General features: G+C 68.0%; 22 protein-coding genes and 1 pseudogene. 12 read left to right on the top strand and 11 right to left on the bottom strand.

From position 1 onward, the window contains the following. Positions 1-153: 153 nt before the first annotated feature. The 6 genes from gndA to pepN all read right to left on the bottom strand — a co-directional run bounded on the left by gndA (position 154) and on the right by pepN (position 7,393). Complete coding sequence (gene gndA, locus LKO27_RS03305) at positions 154-1,602, bottom strand: NADP-dependent phosphogluconate dehydrogenase (RefSeq protein ID WP_227735464.1); 1,449 nt, start codon at positions 1,600-1,602, stop codon at positions 154-156. A gap of 180 nt (positions 1,603-1,782) precedes the next feature. Continuing rightward, entirely contained in the window at positions 1,783-3,042 is a 1,260-nt protein-coding gene (locus LKO27_RS03310) for a dihydroorotase (RefSeq protein WP_227735465.1), read from the bottom strand. A gap of 4 nt (positions 3,043-3,046) precedes the next feature. Then, positions 3,047-3,982: an aspartate carbamoyltransferase catalytic subunit gene (locus tag LKO27_RS03315; protein ID WP_227735466.1), complete on the bottom strand. Its 936-nt coding sequence runs from the start codon at positions 3,980-3,982 to the stop codon at positions 3,047-3,049. After that, positions 3,979-4,524: a bifunctional pyr operon transcriptional regulator/uracil phosphoribosyltransferase PyrR gene (gene pyrR / locus LKO27_RS03320; RefSeq protein ID WP_227735467.1), complete on the bottom strand. Its 546-nt coding sequence runs from the start codon at positions 4,522-4,524 to the stop codon at positions 3,979-3,981. The genes LKO27_RS03315 and pyrR overlap by 4 nt, the downstream gene beginning before the upstream one ends. 10 nt (positions 4,525-4,534) lie before the next feature. Next, a complete protein-coding gene (locus LKO27_RS03325; protein ID WP_227735468.1) occupies positions 4,535-4,768 on the bottom strand; it encodes a hypothetical protein in 234 nt (77 codons plus the stop codon). A 39-nt stretch (positions 4,769-4,807) separates the two neighbouring features. Further along, the gene (gene pepN / locus LKO27_RS03330; protein ID WP_227735469.1) at positions 4,808-7,393 is read right to left on the bottom strand and encodes an aminopeptidase N; all 2,586 of its coding nucleotides are present in this window, start codon (positions 7,391-7,393) and stop codon (positions 4,808-4,810) included. A gap of 145 nt (positions 7,394-7,538) precedes the next feature. On the opposite strand from pepN, the gene ligA reads away from it, so the two are divergent. Beyond that, the gene (ligA, locus tag LKO27_RS03335) at positions 7,539-9,638 is read left to right on the top strand and encodes an NAD-dependent DNA ligase LigA (RefSeq protein ID WP_227735470.1); all 2,100 of its coding nucleotides are present in this window, start codon (positions 7,539-7,541) and stop codon (positions 9,636-9,638) included. A gap of 1 nt (position 9,639) precedes the next feature. Here the strand turns inward: ligA and eis are convergent, their stop codons facing one another. Then, complete coding sequence (eis, locus tag LKO27_RS03340; protein WP_227735471.1) at positions 9,640-10,872, bottom strand: enhanced intracellular survival protein Eis; 1,233 nt, start codon at positions 10,870-10,872, stop codon at positions 9,640-9,642. Between the two features lie 61 nt (positions 10,873-10,933). Between eis and LKO27_RS03345 the strand changes: the two genes are divergently transcribed. Continuing rightward, positions 10,934-11,380 (top strand): ribose-5-phosphate isomerase, encoded by a 447-nt coding sequence (locus tag LKO27_RS03345; protein ID WP_227735472.1) that lies wholly within the window; start codon positions 10,934-10,936, stop codon positions 11,378-11,380. A 4-nt stretch (positions 11,381-11,384) separates the two neighbouring features. Here LKO27_RS03345 and LKO27_RS03350 read toward each other — a convergent pair whose 3' ends face one another. Beyond that, positions 11,385-11,561, bottom strand: a complete 177-nt coding sequence (locus LKO27_RS03350) for a hypothetical protein (protein WP_227735473.1) — start codon at positions 11,559-11,561, stop codon at positions 11,385-11,387. A gap of 112 nt (positions 11,562-11,673) precedes the next feature. Between LKO27_RS03350 and LKO27_RS03355 the strand changes: the two genes are divergently transcribed. The 5 genes from LKO27_RS03355 to LKO27_RS03375 are packed head-to-tail and all read left to right on the top strand — an operon-like array spanning position 11,674 to position 17,449. Further along, on the top strand, positions 11,674-12,495 hold the full coding sequence (locus LKO27_RS03355; RefSeq protein ID WP_227735474.1) for an Fpg/Nei family DNA glycosylase: 822 nt from the start codon (positions 11,674-11,676) through the stop codon (positions 12,493-12,495). A 20-nt stretch (positions 12,496-12,515) separates the two neighbouring features. After that, the gene (locus LKO27_RS03360; RefSeq protein ID WP_227735475.1) at positions 12,516-12,863 is read left to right on the top strand and encodes a UBP-type zinc finger domain-containing protein; all 348 of its coding nucleotides are present in this window, start codon (positions 12,516-12,518) and stop codon (positions 12,861-12,863) included. Between the two features lie 55 nt (positions 12,864-12,918). Beyond that, the gene (locus tag LKO27_RS03365; RefSeq protein ID WP_227735476.1) at positions 12,919-13,635 is read left to right on the top strand and encodes an HAD family phosphatase; all 717 of its coding nucleotides are present in this window, start codon (positions 12,919-12,921) and stop codon (positions 13,633-13,635) included. After that, positions 13,635-16,136, top strand: a complete 2,502-nt coding sequence (locus LKO27_RS03370) for a glycoside hydrolase family 65 protein (RefSeq protein ID WP_227735477.1) — start codon at positions 13,635-13,637, stop codon at positions 16,134-16,136. The genes LKO27_RS03365 and LKO27_RS03370 overlap by 1 nt, the downstream gene beginning before the upstream one ends. After that, positions 16,133-17,449, top strand: coding sequence for a hypothetical protein (locus tag LKO27_RS03375; protein WP_227735478.1), 1,317 nt, complete (start codon positions 16,133-16,135; stop codon positions 17,447-17,449). Before LKO27_RS03370 ends, LKO27_RS03375 begins: the two co-directional genes overlap by 4 nt. A gap of 26 nt (positions 17,450-17,475) precedes the next feature. On the opposite strand, the gene LKO27_RS03380 is transcribed toward LKO27_RS03375, so the two are convergent. Both LKO27_RS03380 and LKO27_RS03385 read right to left on the bottom strand, forming a co-directional pair. Then, entirely contained in the window at positions 17,476-18,450 is a 975-nt protein-coding gene (locus LKO27_RS03380) for an aldo/keto reductase (RefSeq protein ID WP_227735479.1), read from the bottom strand. 63 nt (positions 18,451-18,513) lie between these two features. After that, positions 18,514-19,338, bottom strand: coding sequence for an SGNH/GDSL hydrolase family protein (locus tag LKO27_RS03385; RefSeq protein WP_227735480.1), 825 nt, complete (start codon positions 19,336-19,338; stop codon positions 18,514-18,516). Between the two features lie 894 nt (positions 19,339-20,232). On the opposite strand from LKO27_RS03385, the gene LKO27_RS03390 reads away from it, so the two are divergent. Beyond that, a complete protein-coding gene (locus tag LKO27_RS03390; RefSeq protein WP_227735481.1) occupies positions 20,233-20,937 on the top strand; it encodes a site-specific integrase in 705 nt (234 codons plus the stop codon). 104 nt (positions 20,938-21,041) lie between these two features. On the opposite strand, the gene LKO27_RS03395 is transcribed toward LKO27_RS03390, so the two are convergent. Then, positions 21,042-21,554, bottom strand: coding sequence for a transposase (locus LKO27_RS03395; protein ID WP_227735482.1), 513 nt, complete (start codon positions 21,552-21,554; stop codon positions 21,042-21,044). A 360-nt stretch (positions 21,555-21,914) separates the two neighbouring features. On the opposite strand from LKO27_RS03395, the gene LKO27_RS03400 reads away from it, so the two are divergent. The 4 genes and pseudogenes from LKO27_RS03400 to LKO27_RS03415 form a co-directional block, all read left to right on the top strand. Further along, complete coding sequence (locus LKO27_RS03400; RefSeq protein WP_227735483.1) at positions 21,915-22,073, top strand: hypothetical protein; 159 nt, start codon at positions 21,915-21,917, stop codon at positions 22,071-22,073. Next, on the top strand, positions 22,073-22,261 hold the full coding sequence (locus LKO27_RS03405; RefSeq protein WP_227735484.1) for a hypothetical protein: 189 nt from the start codon (positions 22,073-22,075) through the stop codon (positions 22,259-22,261). The genes LKO27_RS03400 and LKO27_RS03405 overlap by 1 nt, the downstream gene beginning before the upstream one ends. Then, positions 22,258-22,776, top strand: coding sequence for a hypothetical protein (locus LKO27_RS03410; protein WP_227735485.1), 519 nt, complete (start codon positions 22,258-22,260; stop codon positions 22,774-22,776). The genes LKO27_RS03405 and LKO27_RS03410 overlap by 4 nt, the downstream gene beginning before the upstream one ends. A gap of 21 nt (positions 22,777-22,797) precedes the next feature. After that, positions 22,798-23,112: pseudogene (locus tag LKO27_RS03415) on the top strand (HNH endonuclease family protein); the annotation flags it as partial. Positions 23,113-23,133 lie beyond the last annotated feature (21 nt).

The following is a 23,133-nucleotide window of genomic DNA, read 5'->3' on the forward strand; positions in this document are numbered from 1 at the left end:
ACCACCCGGGGTTTGGATGCACTCGGCTGAAAGTTTCTTTGAAAGTTCTTCCCGCGAACTGAGGAAAGCCCGCCGACAAGGGGTTTCCTCATCGGCGGGCTTTGAATTTCGATCGCACAGCCGTGCTCTCGCGGCGCGATTGGGTCCGCTTCCTCAGTGTGTGTCCTCCGCGGCGATCTCGGAGCCGTCGGTGGACCAGTTGGTGTGGAAGGTGCCTTCGGCGTCGATGCGACGGTAGGTGTGGGCACCGAAGTAGTCCCGCAGACCTTGGGTGAGGGCGGCGTTCAGGCGAGGTGCTCGGGCCTGGTCGTAGTGGGCGAGCGCGGCGCTGAAGCCGGGCACGGGGACGCCGGCGCGGACCGCCGTCGCGATCACTTCACGCCAACCGTCCTGGGCGGCGGCGAGGTCGGCAGCGACCGACGGCGCCTCAAGCAGGGTGACCAGGTTGCCCGCGGCGTACTCGGAGCGGATGCGCTCCAGCAGCTTGGCGCGGATGATGCACCCGGCGCGCCAGATCTTGGCCACCTCGGCGACGTTGATGTCCCAGCCGTACTCGACGCCGGCCTGGCGGATCTCATCGAGGCCCTGCGCGTAGGCGACGACCTTGCTGGCCCACAGGGCCTGGCGGATCTGGTCGATGAACGCCTCACGGTCGGCCACCTGGAAGGTGCCGTCGGGGCCGGAGAGGGCGTTGCGGGAGGCGGCGCGCAGCTCGGGGTGGGAGGACACGGCGCGGGCGAAGACGGACTCGGCGATGGTGTTGACGGGGGTGCCGAGGTCCAGGGCCGCCTGCACGGTCCAGGTTCCGGTGCCCTTCATGCCGGCAGCGTCGACGATGACGTCGACGAGCGGCTGGCCCGTCTTCTCGTCCACCTTGCGCAGCACTTCGGAGGTGATCTCGATGAGGTAGGAGTCCAGGTCACCGGTGTTCCACGTGGCGAACACGTCGGCCATCTCCGTGTGGCTCAGGCCGAGCGCCTTCAGCAGCACGTAGGCCTCGCCGATGAACTGCATGTCGGCGTACTCGATGCCGTTGTGCACCATCTTGACGAAGTGGCCGGCGCCGTCGGTGCCGATGTAGGTGCAGCAGGGCTCGCCGTCGACGTGGGCTGAGATCTTCTCCAGGATGGGGCCGAGGGCTTCGTAGGACTCGGGCGAGCCGCCCGGCATGATCGAGGGGCCCTCGAGGGCGCCCACCTCTCCGCCGGAGATGCCGGCGCCGACGAAGTGGAGGCCGTGCTCGCGCAGCTTGGCCTCGCGGCGACGGGTGTCGGTGAACTTGGCGTTGCCGCCGTCGACGACGATGTCACCCTCCTCCAGCAGCGGGATCAGCGAGTCGATGGTGGCGTCGGTGCCCGCGCCGGCCTTGACCATGATGATGATGCGACGCGGGCGCTCGAGCGAGGCGACGAAGTCGGCGAGTTCGGCGGCGGGGCGGAAGTCGCCCTCGTGGCCGTGCTCAGCGACGACCGCGTCGGTCTTGCTGGTGGTGCGGTTGTAGACCGCGGTCGCGTAGCCGTTGCGGGCAAGGTTGCGGGCGAGGTTGGACCCCATCACCGCCATCCCGATGACACCGACGTTCGCGAGGCTCGAGTTGGTCATGTTCGCCTTTCACAGTGGAGGAGTTCCTAGGCGGTCAGCCTATCCGAGCGGGTAGGCCGTGACTGCCGCGTGCACTCAGTTGCACGGGCGCTGAGCGGCGCGGGGGGCACCGTTCAAGTGTGGGTTCCTCGCTCCAGCGCTGGGCCAGGATCCGACAGTGGAGCGCTTGGGCCGGACCGCTCAGCGACGGTGGGTCACCCGGCCGCGGAACAGCGTGAGTTCCACCGGGTCGGGCAGGGTCCTGCCGTGGTAGGGGTTGTTGCGGCTGCGGGAGGCCGAGTCCGCGCGGTCCACCGTCGCGCGCCGGTCCGGGTCCACCAGCACGAGGTTGGCCGGCTCCCCGACGGCGAGGCTGCGGCCCTGGCCGGCGACGCGGCCGATGCGGGCGGGGGCGATGCTCATCCGCTCCGCGATTCCGGCCCAGCCGAGCTGCTCGTTCATGGTCTCCATCACCACCGCCAGCGCCTGCTCCAGCCCCAGCATCCCGGGCCGGGCGTCGACGAAGGCGTGGTCCTTGTCCTGGGGAGCGTGGGGGGCATGGTCGGTGCCGACGGCGTCGATCGTGCCGTCGGCCAGCGCCGCTCGGAGGGCCTCGACGTGCTCGTCGGTCCGCAGCGGAGGATTGACCTTGTAGGTGGTGTCGTAGTCGGTGAGCTCGGCCGTGGTCAGGTAGAGATGGTGGGGGGTCACCTCGGCGGTGACGTCGATGCCCCGGGACTTGGCCCACCGAATGACCTCCACGCCCTCAGCGGTGGAGACGTGGCAGACGTGCAGGCGGGAGCCCGTCGCCTGGGCCAACTGCACGTCGCGGGCGATGATCACGGACTCGGCCACGGGCGGCCAGCCGGGCAGCCCCAAGCGCCCGGAGAGCTCGCCCTCGTGGCAGCAGGCGCCCGGGCCGGCGAGGTTGGAGTCCTGCGCGTGCTGAGCGAGCACGCCGTCGAACCGGCTCACCCACTCGAAGGCCCGCCGCATCAGCCCCGCGTCCATGACGCAGGAGCCGTCGTCGGAGAACACCGTGACGCCGGCCCGCGAGTCGTGCATGAGTCCGAGTTCGGCCAGCTCGGTGCCCCCGAGTCCCTTCGTGATGGCGCCCACGGGGACCACCTGCACCAGACCGGCTGCCTTGCCGAGGTCCAGGATGTGGGTGGCCTTCTCCGGGGTGTCGGTGACGGGGGAGGTGTTTGCCATGGCGTGGACGCAGGTGAAACCGCCCCGAGCCGCGGCCCGCGAGCCTGTCTCGACGGTTTCGGTGTCCTCCCGGCCCGGTTCGCGCAGGTGGGTGTGCAGGTCCACCAGGCCGGGCAGCGCCACCAGTCCTTCGGCGTCGACGCGCTCCGCGTCCGACGGCGCGTCCCCGACCAGGCGACCGTGGCTCACGTGCAGATCGGTGCGGGTGCCGTCGGGCAGCGTGACGCCGGTGAGGGTGAGGTTCGACATGGGCTCAGCTTTCTGGATCATTGCCGGCGAGCAGGTGATAGAGGATGCTCATCCGGACGGCGACGCCGGCGGAGACCTGGTCGAGCACCAGGGAACCGGCGCTGTCGGCGGCGTCGGAGGAGATCTCCAGGCCGCGGTTCATCGGTCCGGGGTGGGCGATGGCCGCACCCGGCTTCAGCCTCGCCAGTCGCGCCGATGTCAGGCCGTAGCCCGCGATGTACTCCCGTTCGGAGGGGAAGAAGCCGCCCTGCATCCGTTCCCGCTGGACCCGAAGCATCATCGCGACGTCCACTTCTGCCAGGACCTCGTCGAAGTCGTGCGTCACGCGCACGCCCCAGCCGTGCACCCCGGCCGGCAGGAGGGTCGGCGGCGCCACCAGCACCACCCGCGCACCCAGCCGGGGGAGGAGCAGCACGTTGGAGCGGACCACTCGGGAGTGTAGGAGGTCGCCGGTGATGGCGACCGTCTTGCCCTCCAGCGTCCCCAGGCCATTGGCCCGGAAGTGGCGCAGCATCGCGTGCGCGTCCAGCAAAGCCTGGGAAGGGTGTTCGTGGGTGCCGTCGCCGGCGTTGATCATGCTGGCGCGCACCCAGCGTGCGGCCTGGGCGACGGCGCCGGATCCGGCGTGGCGCATCACGATGGCGTCCACCCCCATGGCGTCGAGCGTCAGCAGCGTGTCCTTCATCGACTCGCCCTTGGACACCGATGAGCCCTTGGCTGAGACGTTGATCGCGTCAGCTGACAGCCACTTGGCCGCGAGCTCGAACGAGGAGCGGGTGCGGGTGGAGTCCTCGAAAAACAGGTTCACCACCGTCCGTCCCCGAAGCGCCGGGAGCTTCTTGATGGGCCGGGACTGCACGTCGTGCATCTCCTCGGCCGTGTCCAGGATGGCCGCCAGTTCGCCGTCGGTCAGGTCGGAGATGCTGAGGAGGTGCTTCACGCGGCGCCTTCCGTGCGTTCGATGATGACCTCGTCGGAGCCGTCGATCTCGGCGACCCGCACCCGGACCCGCTCGCTGCGTGCTGTGGGCAGGGACTTGCCGACGATGTCGGCCTGGATCGGTAGTTCACGGTGCCCGCGGTCCACCAGCACCATCAGCTGGATGCGCCGGGGGCGACCCAGGTCTGCAATGGCGTGCAGCGCCGCCTGGACGGTGCGGCCGGAGTTCAGGACGTCGTCGACCAGCACCACGACGGCGTCGTCCAGGCTCTTGGGGAGGATGCTGCGGCCCACCGGGCGGGTGGGGTGCTTGCGGAGGTCGTCGCGGTACATGGTGATGTCCAGCTCTCCCACCGGCACCTCGGTGCCCTCCGCGGTTGCGATGTCGGCAGCCACGCGGTGGGCCAGCGGCACGCCGCGGGTGATGATGCCGAGCAGCACCACATTGTCAGCGCCAGCATCGAGTTCGAGCAGCTCGTGCGACATTCGCCGGATGGCGCGAGACATCTCCTCGCTGGACAGGACCGTGTTGGACTCCGTCATCAGTGGCTGATCAGGCGCTGTGCTCGGGCGCGTGGGTGGTGGGCTCCCGGCGGGCGACCTCGGTGGCGGTCTCGCGGTCCTCGCCCCTGAACCGGCGGGAGAACTTGGGTGTGAACGCGATGACGCCGACGATGACGGCCAGGGCCAGCGGTGCGACGACCATCAGCAGGAGCTGGTCGGCGGTGGAGACCTCCGGGGCCTCGGGCCATCCGGGCAGCGTTTCGAGGGGCAGCATCCAGTTCATGGCGCAAACCTTACTCGAAACGGTTGCCCTCATGCCCGCTCAGGCCCTGCGGCGACTGGCCTCCTGGACGCGCAGCGTGCGCCGGGCCTCATCGAGGCGTTCGGTGACCGAGCGGCGGACCTGCTCGTGCTCCACCCCGGCGAGCCAGCCGTCGAAATCGGCAACCAGTGACTCGTCCACGATCGTGTCCGGGAACAGCCAGCGCAACGTCGTGCCGATCGTCGCGTAGCCCCGCTCTGCCCAGACGCCCTCGCGGGCCGCGATTTGCGCCGCGACCTCCTTGTACCGCTGGGCGTAGGGAGCCAGCATCTCGTCCTGGCCGTAGCGGTGGAACCCCATGCAGATGTTGCGGTGGGTCTCGTTCGGGACGTCGGGATCCGCAGTGGCGAGGCGCCAGGCCTCGGCCTTCGCTTCAGCGTCGGGCATGCCGGCCCGGGCCCCGGCAGCACGCTCGGCGCCTGCGTTGGTGTTGTCGCGCTGCAGTTCGGCATCGATCTCGGCGTGGCCGATGGCGCCCCGGGCGGCGAGGGTGGCCACGATCGCCCAGCGCACCGCGGTGTCGACGGCGAGCCCGGCGGGCACCTCCTCGCCCTCCAGCCAGCCCTTGATGAGGTCCAGCGCGGTGGGAGACTTTGCGACGCCAATGAGGGTCTTGGCGAAGATCAGCTGCTTGTCGGAGCCGGGTTCGGCGTCCTTCAGCAGCCTCGCCAGTCCGGTTACGAGCTTGGAGTTGGCCTCTTCCCGCAGTTCCGGCGCCATGAACCGCGTCGAACAGACCGCCGCCTGCCCGGCCACGGTGGTCACAGCGGCCATGTCCTGCTCGCTCGTCAGGCCCGCCAGGGCCAGCGACACGAACTCCTGCGGTGGCAACTCGGCGTCGCGCACCGAATCCCAGAAGGAGGACCAGGTGACCGCCCGCGCCAGCGGGTCGGCCAGGCGCCCGATTCCTGCCACCAGCGCCGCCACGGAGGCGTCGTCGAAGCGGACCTTGGCGTAGGTGAGGTCGCCGTCGTTGAGGAGCACGACGTCGCCACGCTCCACACCCACCAGTTCGGGGACCTCGGTGCTGGGGCCGGTGACGTCGGTCTCGACGTAGTGGACGCGCCTGAGCTTCTCACCGTCGGCGGCGTAGAGGCCGATTCCGAGGCGGTGGGTCCGCAACGTCGGCCAGCCCTCGGCGGCGCTCTGGGAGACGGCGAAGCGGGTGAAGCGGCCCTCGGTGTCGACGTCGAAGTCGGCGCGCAGCGTGTTCACGCCGGCGGTCTCGAGCCATTCGCCGGAGAACCAGGACAGGTCCCGGCCGGAGGTCTCCTCCAGTTCCACCAGCAGGTCGCGCAGTTCGGTGTTGCCCCAGGAGTGCTTCGCGAAGTAGTTCGCCACGCCGGCCAGGAAGGCCTCGCGCCCGACGAACGAGACGAGCAGCTTCAGGACCGAGGCGCCCTTGGCGTAGGTGATGCCGTCGAAGTTCTGTTCCACCTTGTCCAGGTCGCTCATGTCCGCGGCGATGGGGTGGGTGGTGCTGAGCTGGTCCTGCAGGTAGGCCCACGCCTTGCGCTCGTTGCTGAACGACGCCCACGGGTTGGCCTCGCCGTCCCAGCGACGTGAGATCTCGTCGGCGGCGAAGTGGGAGGCCCACTCGGCGAAGGACTCGTTGAGCCACAGGTCGTCCCACCAGCGCATGGTGACCAGGTCACCGAACCACATGTGGGCCAGCTCGTGGAGGATGGTGTTGTCCCGGGCCTCCATCTCCCGGGCGGTCACGCGGGAACGGAACAGGTACTCGTCGCGGAACGTGACGCAGCCGGCGTTCTCCATGGCGCCGGCATTGAACTCAGGGACGAAGATCTGGTCGTAGGAGTCGAACGCGTACGGCGTCGCAAAGGCTTCCTCGAACACCTCGAAGCCGCGCTGGGTGGTGGTGTGGATGCGGTCGGCGTCGAGGTGTTCGGCCATGGACTGGCGGCACGCGATCCGCGCCGGGATGGCCCGCCCGTTGGACGTGATCTCGGTGTCGACGACGTGGTACTCGCCGGCCACCAGCGCGGTGATGTAGGTGGACACCCGCGGCGTGGCGGCGTGGACCCAGCGGCCGACGCCATCGCCCACCTCCTCGGGTGCCACGCCTGCGGCATTGGTGAGCACCGTCCAGTGCGACGGTGCGAGGACGGTCAGCTGGAAGGTGGCCTTCTGGTCCGGCTGCTCGAAGTTGGCGAACATCCGCCGCGCGTCGGCGGTCTCGAACTGCGAGTACAGGTAGACGCGTGAGTCGGTGGGGTCGACGAAGCGGTGCAGGCCCTCGCCGGTGCGCGAGTAGCGGCACACGGCGTCGACGACGACGGTGTGGCCGCCCTCGGCCAGTTCCGGCAGGGGCAGCCGGAAGCCGTCGAAGCCGCTGGTGTCGAAGGGCTCACCGTCGAGGGTGGCGGAGCGGACCTCGGCGGCGATCAGGTCGAGGTGGGTGGCGCCGCCAGTGGCGTGCAGGTCCAGTTCCGTCGTGGAGCGGAAGAGGCGCTCGGCATCGTCGACGCCGTTGCCCGTCACATCGACGGTTACCCGGTAGGCCAGGGCGCTCACGAGCTCCGAGCGGCGCGCGGCGTCGTCGCGGGTGATGTTGGTTGTGGACATGTGCGACCCCATCTGCTTGTGTACTGAAATCCCACCGATGCTATCGCTGTCGGCCACCCCACCGCCGGTGAAGGGGTCGCCACGCCGTCGAGGTGCTGCACTTTCCGCTCTCGAAGCGTCGGATGCCTGTGTCAGCATTGGACGCATGACGACGGCCACACCTGAACCGACCGACGAACTCCGGCAGGAGTGGACGGAACTCAATGGCCTGCTGCAGGCAGCCCAGGACGCCTACTACGGCGCCGACGCCCCGACCATGTCCGACGAGGCCTACGACGAGGCCATGCGCCGGCTGCAGGCGCTGGAGGCCGACTACCCCGACCTCGCCGGCCCTGAGTCGGTCACCCAGAAGGTCGGAGCGGCCAGGATCACCGACTTCAAGCCCGTCGAACACCGCCAGCGCATGCTCAGCCTGGACAACGTCTTCAGCGACGAGGACCTCCTGGCCTGGCTGGAGCGCGCGAAGGCAGAGCGTTACCTGTGCGAGCTCAAGATCGACGGCCTGGCGGTCAACCTGCTCTACGTGAACGGCAGGCTGCGCGTGGGCGCCACCAGGGGCGACGGCCGGGTGGGGGAGGACGTGACGCCCAATGTCGAGACCGTGCGCGGGATCCCGCACCGCCTCCAGGGGGAGGGCTGGCCCGACGAGCTCGAGGTGCGCGGCGAGATCTTCTTCCCGGTCTCCGACTTCGAGGACCTCAACGCCTCCCTGGTCGCGGCGGGCAAGGCGCCGTTCGCGAATCCTCGCAACACGGCCGCTGGTTCGCTCCGGCAGAAGGATCCCACCGTCACGGCCGCCCGCAAACTCCGCATGATCGTCCACGGGGTGGGAGCCCGCGGCAGCCTGGATGCCGAGTCGCAGAGCGGGGCCTACGAACTGTTGAAGCAGTGGGGTCTCCCGGTCAGTGACCGCTACAAGGTGGTCTCGTCGGTCAAGGAAGTCCAGGACTACGTCGCGTACTACGGGGAGCACCGCCACAGCGTGGAACACGAGATCGACGGCGTCGTCGTCAAGGTGGATGACTTCGCCGAGCAGGCGGAGCTCGGCACCACCTCCCGGGCGCCGCGCTGGGCCATCGCCTACAAGTACCCGCCCGAGGAGGTGAACACCAAGCTCCTGGACATCCGCGTCAACGTCGGCCGCACCGGCCGGGTGACGCCGTTCGGACTGATGGAACCCGTGGTGGTATCGGGTTCGACGGTGGAGATGGCCACCCTCCACAACGCCTACGAGGTGGAGCGCAAGGGCGTCCTGATCGGGGACACCGTTGTGCTGCGCAAGGCCGGTGACGTGATCCCCGAGATCGTGGCCCCGGTCGTCGCGCTCCGGGACGGCACCGAGCGACCCTTCGTCATGCCGACGCACTGCCCGGCCTGCGGCACGGAACTGCGGCCTGAGAAGGAGGGCGACAAGGACATCCGCTGTCCGAACGCGCGCTCCTGCCCCAGTCAGCTCCGGGAGCGGATGTTCGCGCTGGCCTCCCGCTCCGCCCTGGACATCGAGGCGCTCGGATGGGAGGGCGCCTCCGCGCTGCTGGGCTCAGGCCTTCTCACCGACGAGGCGGGGCTGTTCGACCTGACGGCCGACGACCTCATCCGCACCGACTTCTACACCCGCAACGGCAAGAAGTCCGAGCTGGCGGATCCGGACTTGCTGCCCGGAGGAGTGCGGGACGGACGGGTGCTGTCCACCGTCGGACAGAAGTTGCTCGCGAACCTGCAGGAGGCGAAGTCGCAACCGCTGTGGCGGGTGCTGGTGGCGTTGTCCATCCGTCACGTCGGTCCGACGGCGGCCCGTGCGCTGGCGGCGCGCTTTGCCTCGATGGACGCCATCCGGAACGCCGCGGTCGACGAACTGGCCTCGGCCGAGGGCGTCGGCCAGGTGATCGCGGAAGCGATAGTCGAGTGGTTCAAGGTGGACTGGCACGCTGACATCGTCGCCGCCTGGGCGGCCGCCGGGGTCCGGATGGCCGACGACGTCGACGAGGACACCCCCCGCACCCTGGAGGGCCTCACGGTGGTCGTCACCGGGAGTCTTGAGGGGTTCAGTCGCGACGAGGCGAAGGAGGCCATCCTCTCCCGCGGGGGCAAGGCCGCAGGGTCGGTCAGCAAGAACACCGACTACGTCGTCGTCGGGGAGAACGCAGGCACCAAGGCGGACAAGGCAGAACAGCTGGGCCGGCCCGTCCTCGACGAGGCCGGCTTCCGCAAGCTCCTCGACGGCGGCCCTGCGGCTCTGGGGTGATTCAGAAGATCGAGGCCGCGACCGGTGGCCGGGCCTTCCCGAAGAGCCTGCTGAGACGGGCCAGGCCTTCGTGGTCTCCCTCGATCAGCCCGGCGGCCGCGAGACCCTCGGCGTCCTGGATGCCGGAGTAGAGCGGGGACAGCCCCTCCATGGTGATGGCCGCGTCGGCCTTCACGTCTGTGCGTGAGACGGTGGCGCTCCCGCCGGTGACCGAGATGCGGTAGGTGCCCTCGCACCACCCGAGCGGATCGCGGACCGCCAGCACCGCCTCGCCGTCGAAGTCGAAGGCTCGTCGACTGATCGCCTCCTCAAGATCCAGGATGCGGACCCACACCGTGTCGAACTCCTTGATGGTCTGGACGACCCGGGAGTCGACCATGGCGAACGGCAGGGGATGGCGTGGGTCGTGGCAGCGCGGCCAGACGACCTTCTCGTGTCCCTCGGCCTGGCCGATGAGGCGCAGCAGTTCGATCTCGGCTCGAGGATTCAGCCCCAGCAGGTCCACTATTCGGAGGTGGTCGTCCTCCACCACGAACACGAGGGTGGCATCCGGGTCGCCGTGCTCGTCGAAGTGGACCGCAGCCCGCTCGTCGCGCGGCTGCTGGGTGGCCCAGTCGAAGTTGGCACCCCAGTAGTGCGCCGCGCGGCCGACGGACAGGAACTGAGTGGCATGGAACTTCTCGAACAGTTCCCGGCGCACGGGGGCGATCTCGGCGGTTTCGGCGAACACCGTGCGGCCAACCGGTTTGGTACGGAGTTGGAAGCGCGAGCCTGTGTTGATCTCGATGCGCCGGGCCGTGGCCGTCACGCCGAAGCCGAACCGGCCGTAGATGCGGGCGTCGGTGGCGGTGAGGACGGCGAAGACGTCACCGCGTTCACGGGCCTCGGCCAGGTCGGTCCTCATGAGCTGGTTCATCAGGCCACGCCGGCGGTGGCTGGCCTGGACGGTGACGTCGGTGATGAAGTTGGTGGGGGCCAGGCCGGTGCCGGTGTTGATGGTGCCGTCCCACGACGCGAACGTGGCCACAGGTTGCCCCTGGAGGCCGAATGGGCGTGCGTCGTCGTCCATGATCTGGCGCAGCCTGGTGTTGTCCTGCACCAGGTAGGAGTGCCACACCGCCAGGCCCTGCTCGGTGGGTGGGGATTCGAAGAAGCCGTCGCGCATCGCTTTGGCGTAGGCGCGCAGTTCGGGGGTGAGTTCAGTGGTCAAGGGAATCGTCTGGACCTCAGGCATCCCTCGACCCTAACGGTGGGCGCACCCCGCGATGCAAGCCGTTGGATGGAATAGTTGGGCCATGCGAGTTCACATTGCCACCGACCACGCAGCCTTCGAGCTGAAGAACTACCTCGTCGCCAAGCTGACCGAGGCCGGCCATGAGGTGGTGGACCACGGCGCCGACATCTACGAGGCTGAGGACGACTACCCGGACCTGGTGATCCCGTGCGCGGAGGCCGTCTCCGCCGAGGGCAGCATCGGTGTGGTGCTGGGTGGGTCCGGCAACGGCGAGCAGATCGCCGCCAACAAGGTGAAGGGAATCCGCGCGGCCCTGGCCTACAACCCGGAGCTCGCGCGGCTGGGACGGGAACACAACAACGCCAACATCGTCTCGCTCGGCGGCCGGATGCAGTCGCTCGAGGAGTCCTGGGAGATCGTCGACACCTTCCTCAACACCCCGTTCTCGGGCGAGGAACGCCACGCGCGGCGTGTGGACAAGATCCGCGCCTACGAGAACGAGGGCTGAGCGCTCAGTCCTCGTCGCCCCGTCGATGGGCGCGCTCCTGCACGATGCGCTGTCGTGCGGCCTCGCGTTCGGCCCGGCTCGGCCTCGGGATGAGTTTCGAGCGCAGCGCCCGGTCGTGGTCGACCATGCCGCTCACGCCGTCGCGGCCGAAGTCGCGCCGCGTCGGCGGCTTGTCTGCCATGTCACGAGGCTACGGCCGCGGCACCCCCGCGTCGGAGGCGGGGTCGTCATGACGCGCCTCCTCGCGGCGCCGACGATCCGTCGCCCCTGGCGCGCGTGGCTAGGATCTGGCCATGCCCGAAGGCCACGTCATCCACCGGCTCGCCAGTTCCCTCACCCGTTCGTTCGGGGGCAGGCCTGTGTCGGTCTCGTCGCCGCAGGGCCGGTTCGCCCTCGAGGCCGAGCGACTCGACGGGCAGGTCCTCCTGGCGGGGGAGGCCGTCGGCAAGCACCTGTTCATCGAGTTCGACGTCCCGGAGCCGGCCCTCGTGCACATCCACCTCGGGCTCATCGGGAAGCTGATCATCGCGCGGGGGGAGCCCTCCCAGGGACAAATCCGGCTTCGGCTGACCGACGGCCACACGACCGCCCACCTGCACGGCCCCCAGTGGTGCAGGGCCGTCACGCGCCCGGAGTACGACGACGTCGTCGCGGCCAGCGGACCCGATCCACTGCGGCCCGACGCCGATCCCTGGGTCGGGTACGAGCGGTTGCGCAGATCCGGCAAAACGATCGCGGCCCTGCTCATGGACCAGCGGATCGCCGCCGGTGTCGGCAACATCTTCCGAGCCGAGGTCCTGTTCCGGCACCGTCTGGCACCCTCCACACCGGGCAGGAACATCGATCGGCACACCTGGCAGGTGATCTGGGAGGACCTCGTGCTCCTGATGAACGCCGCGGTCGAGGTCGGGCGGATCGACACCGTCACCGACGACCACACCCCGGAGGCGCAGGGCAGGCCGCCGCGCGTCGACCGGCACGGCGGTGAGGTCTACGTCTATCGCCGCGCGGGTGACCCCTGCCTGGTCTGCGGCCGACCGGCGCGGACCGCCGTTCTCGAAGGGCGAAACCTGTACTGGTGCGCCAACTGTCAGAGACGCCGTCGAGCTCGCTGATCACGGCGTATCGTCGGCGCATGAGTGAAACGGCGATCAACATCGAGGTGCCGCCCAGCGGTACCGGTTGCCTGGAGTGCCTCGAGAGCGGCGGCTGGTGGGTTCACCTGAGGCGCTGCGCCACGTGTGGGCACATCGGCTGTTGCGACACGTCCCCCAGCCAGCACGCCACGGCGCACTACCGCGCCACCTCCCACCCGGTCATCCAGAGCTTCGAACCGGGCGAGGAGTGGATGTGGGACTACGTCGCCGAGGACTACAGCGAGGGACCCGAACTCGCACCGCCGCACTCCCACCCCGTGGACCAGCCCACCCCGGGGCCCCTGGGCCGGGTCCCGGAGAACTGGCGGCACCTGATCAACCGCTGAGCCGGGGTGGCCGGGTCTGCTTCCATTACGGGCAACGGTCGCTAGTGTGGAAGGCATGGACCTGGGCTCGTACTCGGCATACCTGTTCGACCTCGACGGCGTCATAACCCCCACCGCCAAGGTCCACATGTTGGCGTGGTCGGAGATGTTCAACGGCTTTCTGGCGACCCTTGACGGGCAGTTGCCCTACACCGACGACGACTACTTCCGATTCGTGGACGGCAAGCCGCGCTACGACGGGGTCCGCGACTTCCTGATTTCCCGAGGGATCGCGCTCCCGGAGGGCGCCTCCGCCGACGCTCCCACGGAACTCACCGTACGCGGGCTCGGCAATCGCAAGAACGAGGTCTTCAACCAGATCATCGACCGCGACGGCGTGGAGGCCTACCCCGGGTCGGTGGCCCTCATCCGGCAACTGGTCGACGTGGGCGCGAAGCTGGCGGTCGTGTCGTCATCGAAGAACACTCCCTCGATCCTGCGGGCTGCCGGCCTGGCCGAGTTCTTCCCGGTGGTCGTCGACGGCAACGTCGCGCGTGACCTGGCGCTGCCGGGCAAGCCGGCGCCGGACACCTTCCTCCACGCCGCCCGCGAACTGGGTGTGGAAGCCCCTGACGCCGTCGTCTTCGAGGATGCGATCTCGGGCGTGATGGCTGCGTCGGCTGGTGGTTTCGGGCTGGTGGTGGGCGTCGACCGGGGGGTGGGGCGGGACCCGCTCGTGGCCGCAGGCGCCGCGCTCGTGGTGCAGGACCTGGCTGAACTGGTGGTGGCCTGATGCGCAGGGTGGTCTCCGCGGATCCGCTGAACCGCTCGAGGTTCCCCGTCGACGAGTGGCGTCTGGTCGAGCGCGAGCCGTCCGCACTCGACGTGGGCACGACGGAGACCTTGTTCGCCGTCGGAAACGGCTACATCGGCATGCGCGGGAATCCGGAGGAGGGTCGGACCTCCTACGCCCACGGCACCTTCATCAACGGTTTCCACGAGACCTGGAAGATCAAGCACGCCGAGGAGGCCTTCGGGTTCGCCCACACTGGGCAGACGATCGTCCACGTCCCCGACAGCAAGTTGATCAAGCTCTACGTCGACGACGAGCCGTTGACCTTGTCCGTGGCTGACCTGGACAACTACGAGCGGGCACTCGACTTCCGCAGCGCGCGGCTGGAGCGCGACCTGATCTGGCGAACCCCGGCAGGCAAGCGAGTCCGCGTGCGCTCCAGGCGAATGACGAGTTTCACCGACAGGCACCTGGTGCTCTACGAACTCGAGGTGACGATGCTCGCAGGGGACGCGCCGTTGGTGGTGAGCTCCCAGATCGTGAACCGGCAGGACGGGTTCGACGACTACCGCAGACCCACCAGCGAGGAGGGATTCGACCCCCGCCGTTCGGCGAAGTTCAACGGCCGCGTCCTGCAGCCCAAAGGACACTGGTACCAAGGCTCCCGGATGGCGCTCGGCTACGAGACGAGCAACTCGGGCATGACGTTGGCCGTGGCCGCCGACAACTACGTCGACACCGAGAACGAGTTCGAGTCGATCATCTCCACCGACGACGACCTCGGCAAGCAGGTGTTCCGGGTGGAGGCCCGGGAGGGCGTGCCGACCATCATCCGGAAGGCCGTGACCTACCACACGTCGCGCGGCGTGCCGGTCCCGGAGTTGTTCGACCGATGCCGCCGGACCCTCGACCGGGTGCAGGACAAGGGGTTCGAGTACTACTACGACCTCCAGCGCGCCTGGATGGAGGAGTTCTGGGCCAATTCCGACGTGGAAGTCGAGGGCAAGCCGGCGGTCCAGCAGGCGGTGCGCTGGAACCTGCTGCAGCTGGCCCAGGCCGCCGCGCGCAGCGACCAGATGGGCATACCGGCCAAGGGGGTCACCGGCTCCGGGTACGAGGGGCACTATTTCTGGGACAGCGAGGTGTACCTGGTTCCGTTCCTGATCTACACCAACCCGGTGATGGCCAGGAATGCCCTCAGGTTCCGCGTGAACATCCTCCCGCAGGCCAGGGAACGGGCCCGGGTGCTCTCCCAGGCAGGGGCACTGTTCCCGTGGCGCACGATCAACGGCGAGGAGGCGTCTGCCTACTACGCCGCCGGCACGGCGCAGTACCACATCGACGCCGACGTGGCCTTCGCCTTCTCCAAGTACCGCGACGTCACCGGGGACACGGAGTTCATGCACCGCGACGGTGCCGCCGTGCTCATCGAGACCGCCCGGATGTGGGCCGACCTGGGATTCTGGCGGACCGAGGGCGACGGAAGGCGCACCTTCCACATCCATGGCGTCACGGGCCCGGATGAATACACCGCCGTCGTGAACAACAACATGTACACCAACGTGATGGCCCGCGGGAACCTCCAGGCCGCAGTGTCCCTTGTCAGGGAACTTCAGAACGAGGACCCCTTGGCCTACCAGCGGATCCAGGACACCCTGGGAGTCCGCCCGGAGGAAGTCGTGGACTGGGAACGCTGCGCCAGGGGCATGGTGGTGCTCTTCGACGAGACCCTGGGCATCCACCCGCAGGACGAGAAGTTCCTGCAGAGCGAGCTGTGGGACCAGGAGAACACGCCGCCGGACAAGTACCCGCTGCTCCTGCACTACCACCCGCTGGTCATCTACCGGTTCCAGATCCTGAAGCAGGCCGACGTCGTGCTGGCACTGTTCCTGCAGGGCGACCAGTTCAGCCGGGCTGAGAAGCGCGCCGACTTCGAGTACTACGATCCCATCACAACCGGCGACTCCTCCCTCTCGGGCGTGGTGCAGTCCGTGATCGCCGCAGAGGTCGGCTATCAGGAGATGGCAATGGAGTACTTCCTCGACGGGCTGTTCGTTGACCTCGCCGACCTGCACCAGAACGCCCGCGACGGCGTCCACGTGGCCTCCGCGGGTGGGGTGTGGAACGCACTGGTCTACGGATTCGGAGGCCTGCGGGACTACCGCGGCCGCATCACCTTCGACCCGCGCCTGCCCAAGGACTGGTCAAGTTTGAGCTTCCCGCTCCAGATCCGGGGTTCCCGCATCCGGGTGCGCCTGGAGCGCGATGAGATCACGTTCACCCTGGAGCGGGGTGGCGAGGTGGAACTGTCCGTGCGGGGGGCCACGGTAGTCGTCGGATCTGACGGGCCCGTCGTGGTGTCCCTGGAGCACCAGGGCGAGGAGTTGCCGTCGCTGGACGCCAAACACCCTGTCACCGGCGGGCGGCGGGCCGACGGCTCGGTCATCACCGCGAACGTGCCCGAGTCCCACGAGCAGTTCATCTCGGGGTTCGTCGATTGAGCGTGCATCTCCAGGAGACACCTACCGGGTTCGGCGTCAGCCTCGGTAGCAGCCCTCTCACCGCGCTGCAGTTCGTCGTCCCGCAGGGCTGGAGTCGCGTCGAGGAGCCGGACGCCGACGTGATCGCCTATGCCTTCGGTGCCCTCCTCATGCGGGTCCGTGTGAGGGTCTCGCCGAGGTTCGGTCTGGACGTGGAGATCGACAACACCGGAGCAAGCGACGTCCTGGTGGACGATTCACCCTTGTTCGTGCTCGAGTCGGATGGGCCGCAGATCCCCTGGGTCGGAGGTGCAACTGGCCGGGTGCTGTTGCCGTCGCGGTTCGGGACCGGGGTGTTTCGGCAGTGGCGCGGGTACTGCTCGGCGCCGGCGGGAGGGACCGCGGCCGACGGCGTGGCGCTGTTCGGCGACGCTGCGTGGGTGCGGCCCAGACAGGCCCTTGGCGCAGGTTGGCGTCTGGAACTGGGCGACGACCTGCCGGCGGAACCCAGTTGGCTCCCCGAGCGCAGTTTCGTGCCGGTGGGGGAGGAGATCAACCTGGCCGCTCCCGACGCGGCCGTCTCCGTCGCCGGAATCAGGGCGACGTCGGACGGTGAGTCCACCACTCTGAGCGGCCCTGCCGGCGTCCATGAGGTGCGGCTGTCGGACGCCCGCGGGACCACGAGGTTCAACGTGGGCTGGCACCTTGGGCCCGAGGAGATCGCGGCCGAGGCACTTGGAGCCGTCAGGCAGGGGGACTTGGCCGCCTGGCTGCACGTGGCCGCCTCGGCCCGCGGCATCGACGACCCGAACGTGCTCGACGAACTGGACATGCTGCTCGGTGAGGCGTTCGAGGAACCGACGATGTGGGGCGTGCTGGCAGGGCTGCGCGCTGCGGCCACCACCGAACTGCCCGTCCGGGCGGAAGCCGAGGCAGCGGCCGGACGGCTGCTCGCCGCGGACCCGGGCTCCGAGTTGGGGCCGATCCTCGTCTCGCAGGCGATGACGGTGCCCGTCGGACCCGACAGCCCGTCGGGCGGCCCTGCGGACGACTGGTGGGCGGTCCTCACCCGCGACGACGAAGCCCTGCGCCGTCAGGTGCTCGAGTGGGTCGGCTACGGCGCGGTGAGTTCGCTGCCGCCGGTCCACGGCGCCCGCGGCGTGGCGCTGGCCAGTCTGTGGCTGGTGACGCGGGAGACTTCCGAGGGGCAACTGGAGGTGGCCCGGGCCACCGCTGAAACCCTGGCTCACCTCCTGGCGCTCAACTCGGTGGAGCCCGATCCGATCGAGGTGGCGTGGTTGCTGCTCGCGGACTCCTGGCTGTTCGAGGCCTGAGGCCGGGCTTCCCTCTTGCCCGGTGGTCAGAACAGGGCAACCTTCTTGACCGGCGGGAAGATCTCGTCGAGTGCTGCCTCATCGGCAGGGGTGGGGACCCATCCGGCCGACGCCGCGTTCTGCCTGATCTGTTCGGGCCTGGTCGCCCCGGCGATGACGCTGGCGACCGACTTGCGCGAGGCGAGCCAGGAGAATGCCACCTCGATCTCGCTGAGGCCGCGGTCCGCGGCGAACTTCCCGAACGCCTTGAGCTGGTCCGAGTCACCCTGCTCCAGCAGATACTTGCGCGAATGGGTCAGGCGGCTGCCCTCTGGGGCCTTGCCCCCGGAGTACTTGCCCGTCAGGAGGCCGTTGGCCAGCGGGAAGTAGGGCAGGACGCCCAGCCCGTAGGCCTCCGCGGCGGGGGTCACCTCGAGTTCGGCCCGACGGTCAAGCAGGTTGTAGTTGTTCTGGCTGGAGATGAAGCGGGCGCCGCCGCGGATTCGCGCGACGAACTCGGCCTCGGCGATCTGCCAGCCGGCACGGTTGGAGTGGCCGATGTAGCGGACCTTGCCTGCGCGGACGAGGTCGTCGAGCGCGTCCAGGGTCTCCTCGATCGGGGTGAGGGGGTCTGGGGTGTGGAACTGGTAGAGATCGATGTGGTCGGTTCCCAGCCGTCGCAGCGATGCCTCCACCGCACGCGCGATGTAGCGACGCGAACCGCGTGCCCCGAAGTCCTCACCGTTGATTCCGTTCATGGGCATGCCGAACTTGGTGGCCAGGACGACCTCGTCGCGATGAGGCCCAAGGGCCTTGCCGAGCAGGGTTTCGGACAGTCCCTGTTCCTTGCCGTAGGTGTCGGCGACGTCGAAGAGCGTGACGCCGGCGTCCAGCGCAGCCTGGATCACGGCGTCGGTGCCTTCCTGGGTTTCCGTGGCCGTGCCGGCCCTTCCCAGGTTGTTGCAGCCCAGTCCCACGGCGGAGACGACAAGTCCAGACTTTCCGAGTCGGCGGTACTCCATTGGGCTGATTCCTTCTGCTCGACGGCCCCTTCATCGTAGCCAGCGTGGGGGGACGCAGGCCGGCTACTCCTGGATGCCCAGTTCTGCCATGAGTGCGGGCAGGTAGCCGAGGAGATAGCCATCCTGCGTTGGGTGCAGGTTGTTGGAGTCGGAGAAGTTGCTCAGGTCCAGGTTGATCCACGGCTCCGCCGAACCCAGCCCGTGCCCCGCGAATCGATCGGTGACGTCGATGAACGTGGCACCTTTGCTCTCCACGGAAGCTCGCAGGGCGGCATTGAGTTCGTCGGTCAGGGCGTTGACCTGCGCCGCCCGGGCGGTGGTGACGGGGAGCGTGCCGGGAGCCGGGTCGATGAGGTGCGGGTAGCCGAGCACCAGGATCCGGCCGGATCCGACGTCGGCGATCTTCTCGACGGTGGTGCCCGCGGCCTGCGCCGCGGCGGCGATTGAAGTGGAGACATCGAGGATCGCAGTCTCGCAGGCGTCCTCGGAGCCGAAGGTCGAGCAGGCCAGTATGGTCTGCACCCAGGCCACGTCGTTGCCCCCGATCGTCAAGGTGACGACCTCCGCTCGCGAAAGCGCTTCGTTGACCTCGGGGCGATCCACGACGGCGCTGATGGCCGCGCTGTCCAGTCCGCTGCAGGCCGCGTTCAGGATCACCTCGACGCGAGGGTGGTTGTCGAGTTCGGAGATGTGGTCGGGGCCCTCGCCATGCAGGCAGTCGGGAACGACCGGGGACTGGGTGACCCCACCGGCACCGACGCCGGCGGAGAACGAGTCTCCGAGGTTCACGAGCGAGTAGGTGGCTGGGGTCTGTGAGCAGGCCGACATGGTCACACCGAAGACGAAGGTTGCGCAGATGCGCGCGAGGAACCGGGGGAGGAGAACCATGTCAGACCTTCCGGGGCGCTTGCGGGCCGACTTCGCCGGGACAACCCGGGTATGGGTGACGACATGGGCCAATCGTAGGCGCGGTGAATTGGGTGTGGCGGATTTGAAGGTTGACCGTCAACATCTCCACACTCAACGGCCATGTCGCATCCGGGATTGCCGTGTCGATGGTGGCAGGTCTGGTTGGTCGGGGCGACAGGACTCGAAGTTGCGTAAAGCGCCAATTCGCAACACTGCGCTGACAGGCGTAGATGCTTCCAAACCTAACTCCACAAGCACTGATGATCGTCCAGGGGTCGGTACTCCCGATGTCTGGAGTGGACAGAGATGTACACTCAATCTGGCACGAATCTGGCACGGATGGAGGCGACAGTGGAACGGACTGCGGGCTCAGCGTCGGCCAAGGCGAAGCGCGGAGGAGGAAACCGCCGGGGGACCAGGGCCGGGTTCGGCAGCGTGCGCCGGTTGCCTTCCAAACGCTATCAGGCGCGATTCACGGGTCCCGACGGCCGGGAGCACAAAGCGCCAACCACGTTCGAGACAAAGGCGGACGCCCAAGCGTGGTTGGCGATGGAATCGGCCGCTATCACTGAACGGCGGTGGAAGCCGAAGCTCCCAGACCGAGAGCCCCGAGAGCGGTTGACCTTCCGGCAGTACGCGAGCAGCTGGCTCGTAACCCGGGAACTCAAGCCTAGAACGCGTGATGAGTACCGCAAGCTTCTTGGGCTGCCAAGGGATGGGCAGGGAGTTGTTCGTCAACCAGCCAAGTCGGCGGTGACGTTGCTGGACGAGTTCGGCGACTCAACACTCGAAGCGATTGTTCCCCAAGCAGTCAGGTCCTGGCACCGAGGACTCGGGGCTGCCACACCTACGAGACGCGCCCATCTGTACGCGTTGCTCAGGACGATTCTTGGCAACGCTGTCGAGGATGAACTCATCGCAACGAACCCATGCCAGATCAGGGGTGCAGGCAAAGCGAAGCGAGTGAGACGTATCGAGCCGGCGACTCTCGACGAGTTGCGCGTCGTTGTCGCTGGCGTACCCGAGCGCTGGGCCATGCTCGTCGAACTGGCGGCCTGGTGTGCGCTCCGATTTGGAGAGGCAACTGAACTTCGCCGCAAGGACGTGACAGTCGACGGCTCCGTGCTGAAGATCAGGCGAGGGGTAACGTGGCTGAACGGACAGCCCATCGTCGGGCCTCCGAAGTCCGAGGCGGGTGCTCGTGACGTAACTGTTCCGCCGCATCTTCTGGCACCCCTGCTGCGGCATCTCAAGCAATGGGCAGAGCCGACGGTGAACGGCCTCGTCTTTCCAGCTGCCCGAGGGGGCCATCTGAACCATGGCACATTCCACAAGCACTACCGAAAGGCCAGGGCAGCTGCAGGCCGACCGGACCTGAGACTCCACGACCTACGACATACGGGAGCGGTGTTCGCAGCACAGGCGGGCGCGACCACCCGTGAACTGATGGATCGACTTGGACATACGACCGCCGAGATGGCGATGCGCTATCAGCACGTTGCCGAGGGACGTCAAGCGGAGATCGCTCGTAGGCTGTCACTGTTGGCGGGCGAGGGCGCGGGCGCGGAGCGCGGTTGAGCGGTCTTGGGGCCGCTGGTGAGCGTCCAGTCGCGCTTAAGGAGCCACCTGCCGGGAGGGCCGCCGAGTCGAGGAGATCCGAACGCTCATGGCTCCCCTCTGTGTCAAGGGGCGGTGGGGAGGGGTGGTCGTAGGCTGGGGTTGGCGGGTCCGGGTTGTGGCTTGTCCGAAGTGCCGGTGTGGGGTGTTGGGCTGGCCGCGCTGGAGTCAGAGTCGTTGCCCCGTTGCCCTCCCGGGCTCGCTCCGGTGGCGATGGCGTCGTGGAGCATGGTGCGATACAGGACGTCGGAGAGCCTGCGTTTGAGGCTGCGCATGGCTTCCATGGAGGTCTTGCCTGCGGCTTTGCGTTGGTCGTAGTAGGTCCGGCCTTCGCTGGGGTTGCGGAGCTGGACGATGGCCATGATGTGGATGGCTCGGTTGATCTGTCGGTTCCCGGCCCGGGAGAGTCGGTGGCGGGTGTGCTCGCCGGAGGACGCGTCGATGGGTGCGGTGCCATTCCAGGACGCGAAGTGGTTGCGGTCTGGGAACCGGGTGATGTCGCCGACCTCGACCAGGAGCCGAGCGGCGGCCGACGGCCCGATCCCGTTCAGCTGGGTGAGGGTGGTTCCGGTGGGCAAACCCCTCTTGAGCCACTCCCGCCCATCATGGTGCGGAGCCCGGGGTTGCGCATGCCAAATGAGAGCCAGCCCGCAGGGGCGGCAGCCGAAGTGAGAGCGACAACCCCAGGCACCTAGGTCGAGCCTTGGCCAGGACCGACCCTGACGTCAAAGAAACAAGTAGCTTGATATGTAGGTGATCTTCGGTCACGGGCGCGGTATTCTCTTTCCCCACGCACTCGCTGTCCTTGTCGGTCTGTATGGCAACCACAGGTGGAGGGGGCATCGGCGGGATGTTGAGGCTTTGGTGGAAGCGCTCAGCCAGAATGGCGCGCCGACCACCTGCCGTGATCTGTGAGCCGCGTGGGTGACAATGAGCGCATGAGTGATGACAATTCCACGGCAGACCAACCTCAGCCGCCGCATCCGGCCTCGATGCCGGAGCCGCCTCCCCAAGACTACACGTGGTTGCAGACCGAGTTCATCAAGGAGAGCCCGCGCCTGCCGTCACCCACCCCGCCTGATGTCTTGGAGAAGTGATGGCCGACGACAACGATCCATCGCCGCCCACCCAGCAGACCAGCCAGGGCGCTTCTCAACCTGAGGCGCCCCCGGTGGGGCGCGAGTGGCTCGAAACCGAGTCCCTCCGCGCTTCCGATCCCGACCGCGGCATCACGTTTGACAGTGACCACGGCGGCATCACCCACAAGCGCCGCGACCGCGAGTGAGTAGGGACCAAGGGAGCGTCTATACAGCCTTCATCGAGGAACAACTGAAGGCCGAGCTTTCCAGGCGCACCTCTCTCGACGAGCGCGGTTCCAAGCTCCAGCAGTCAGCGAGCGTCACGGTAGGGCTGTTCGTGGCGGCCCTCGGCATGCTCCTTGGGAAGGATCAGCACCTCACCGGCGGCGGGCTCACGATGTTCGTTGTGACCGTCGCGCTCCTCGTCGTATCTTTCCTCGGTGGCGTCGTGACCACGGTCCTCTTCCGCTACCGCATGGCGACTCCCTCCACGCTGAAGAAGATGCTGGCCGCCGAGCACTGGATAGATACAGAGATCACGAGCCGCAACTTCGCGGCGTGGCTCAACGTCACGACGTTGGAACGGCTCCGGCCGGGAAACAACGTCAAGGCACTCGCTCTGACTTGCGGCATCGTGGCGCAAGGCTTGGGTGTGATTGCAGGCGTGATCACCTTCGGCCTCGTGGCGGCAGGCCTCCTCTGGACACCTGCTGTCCCGTGAGAAGGATGCTGACTTGAGGACACCTCCAATGCGGTTCAGATTGATCATGTGGTCGCATTGTCCGATGCGTGGCAGAAGGGTGCTCAGCAGCTCACGATCGAGACTCGGACCCTGTTCGCTAATGACCCTGTCAACCTGCTCGCGGTCGACGGTCGGCAGAATGCGTGCCAAGGGCGATGGTGATGCTGCAACCTGGCTGCCGCCTAACAAGGCCTTCAGGTGCGAAACGTCGCCCGGCAGGTGGCGGTCAAGCACAGGTACCAGTTGTGGATGACCCGAGCCGAGCACGACGCTGTCGAACGCATTCTCCGGACCTGCCCGAGCCAGACCGTTCCCGGCAGTGACACGGCTGTGACG

The organism is Tessaracoccus sp. OS52 (assembly GCF_020687685.1).
Taxonomy (GTDB): Bacteria; Actinomycetota; Actinomycetes; order Propionibacteriales; family Propionibacteriaceae; genus Arachnia.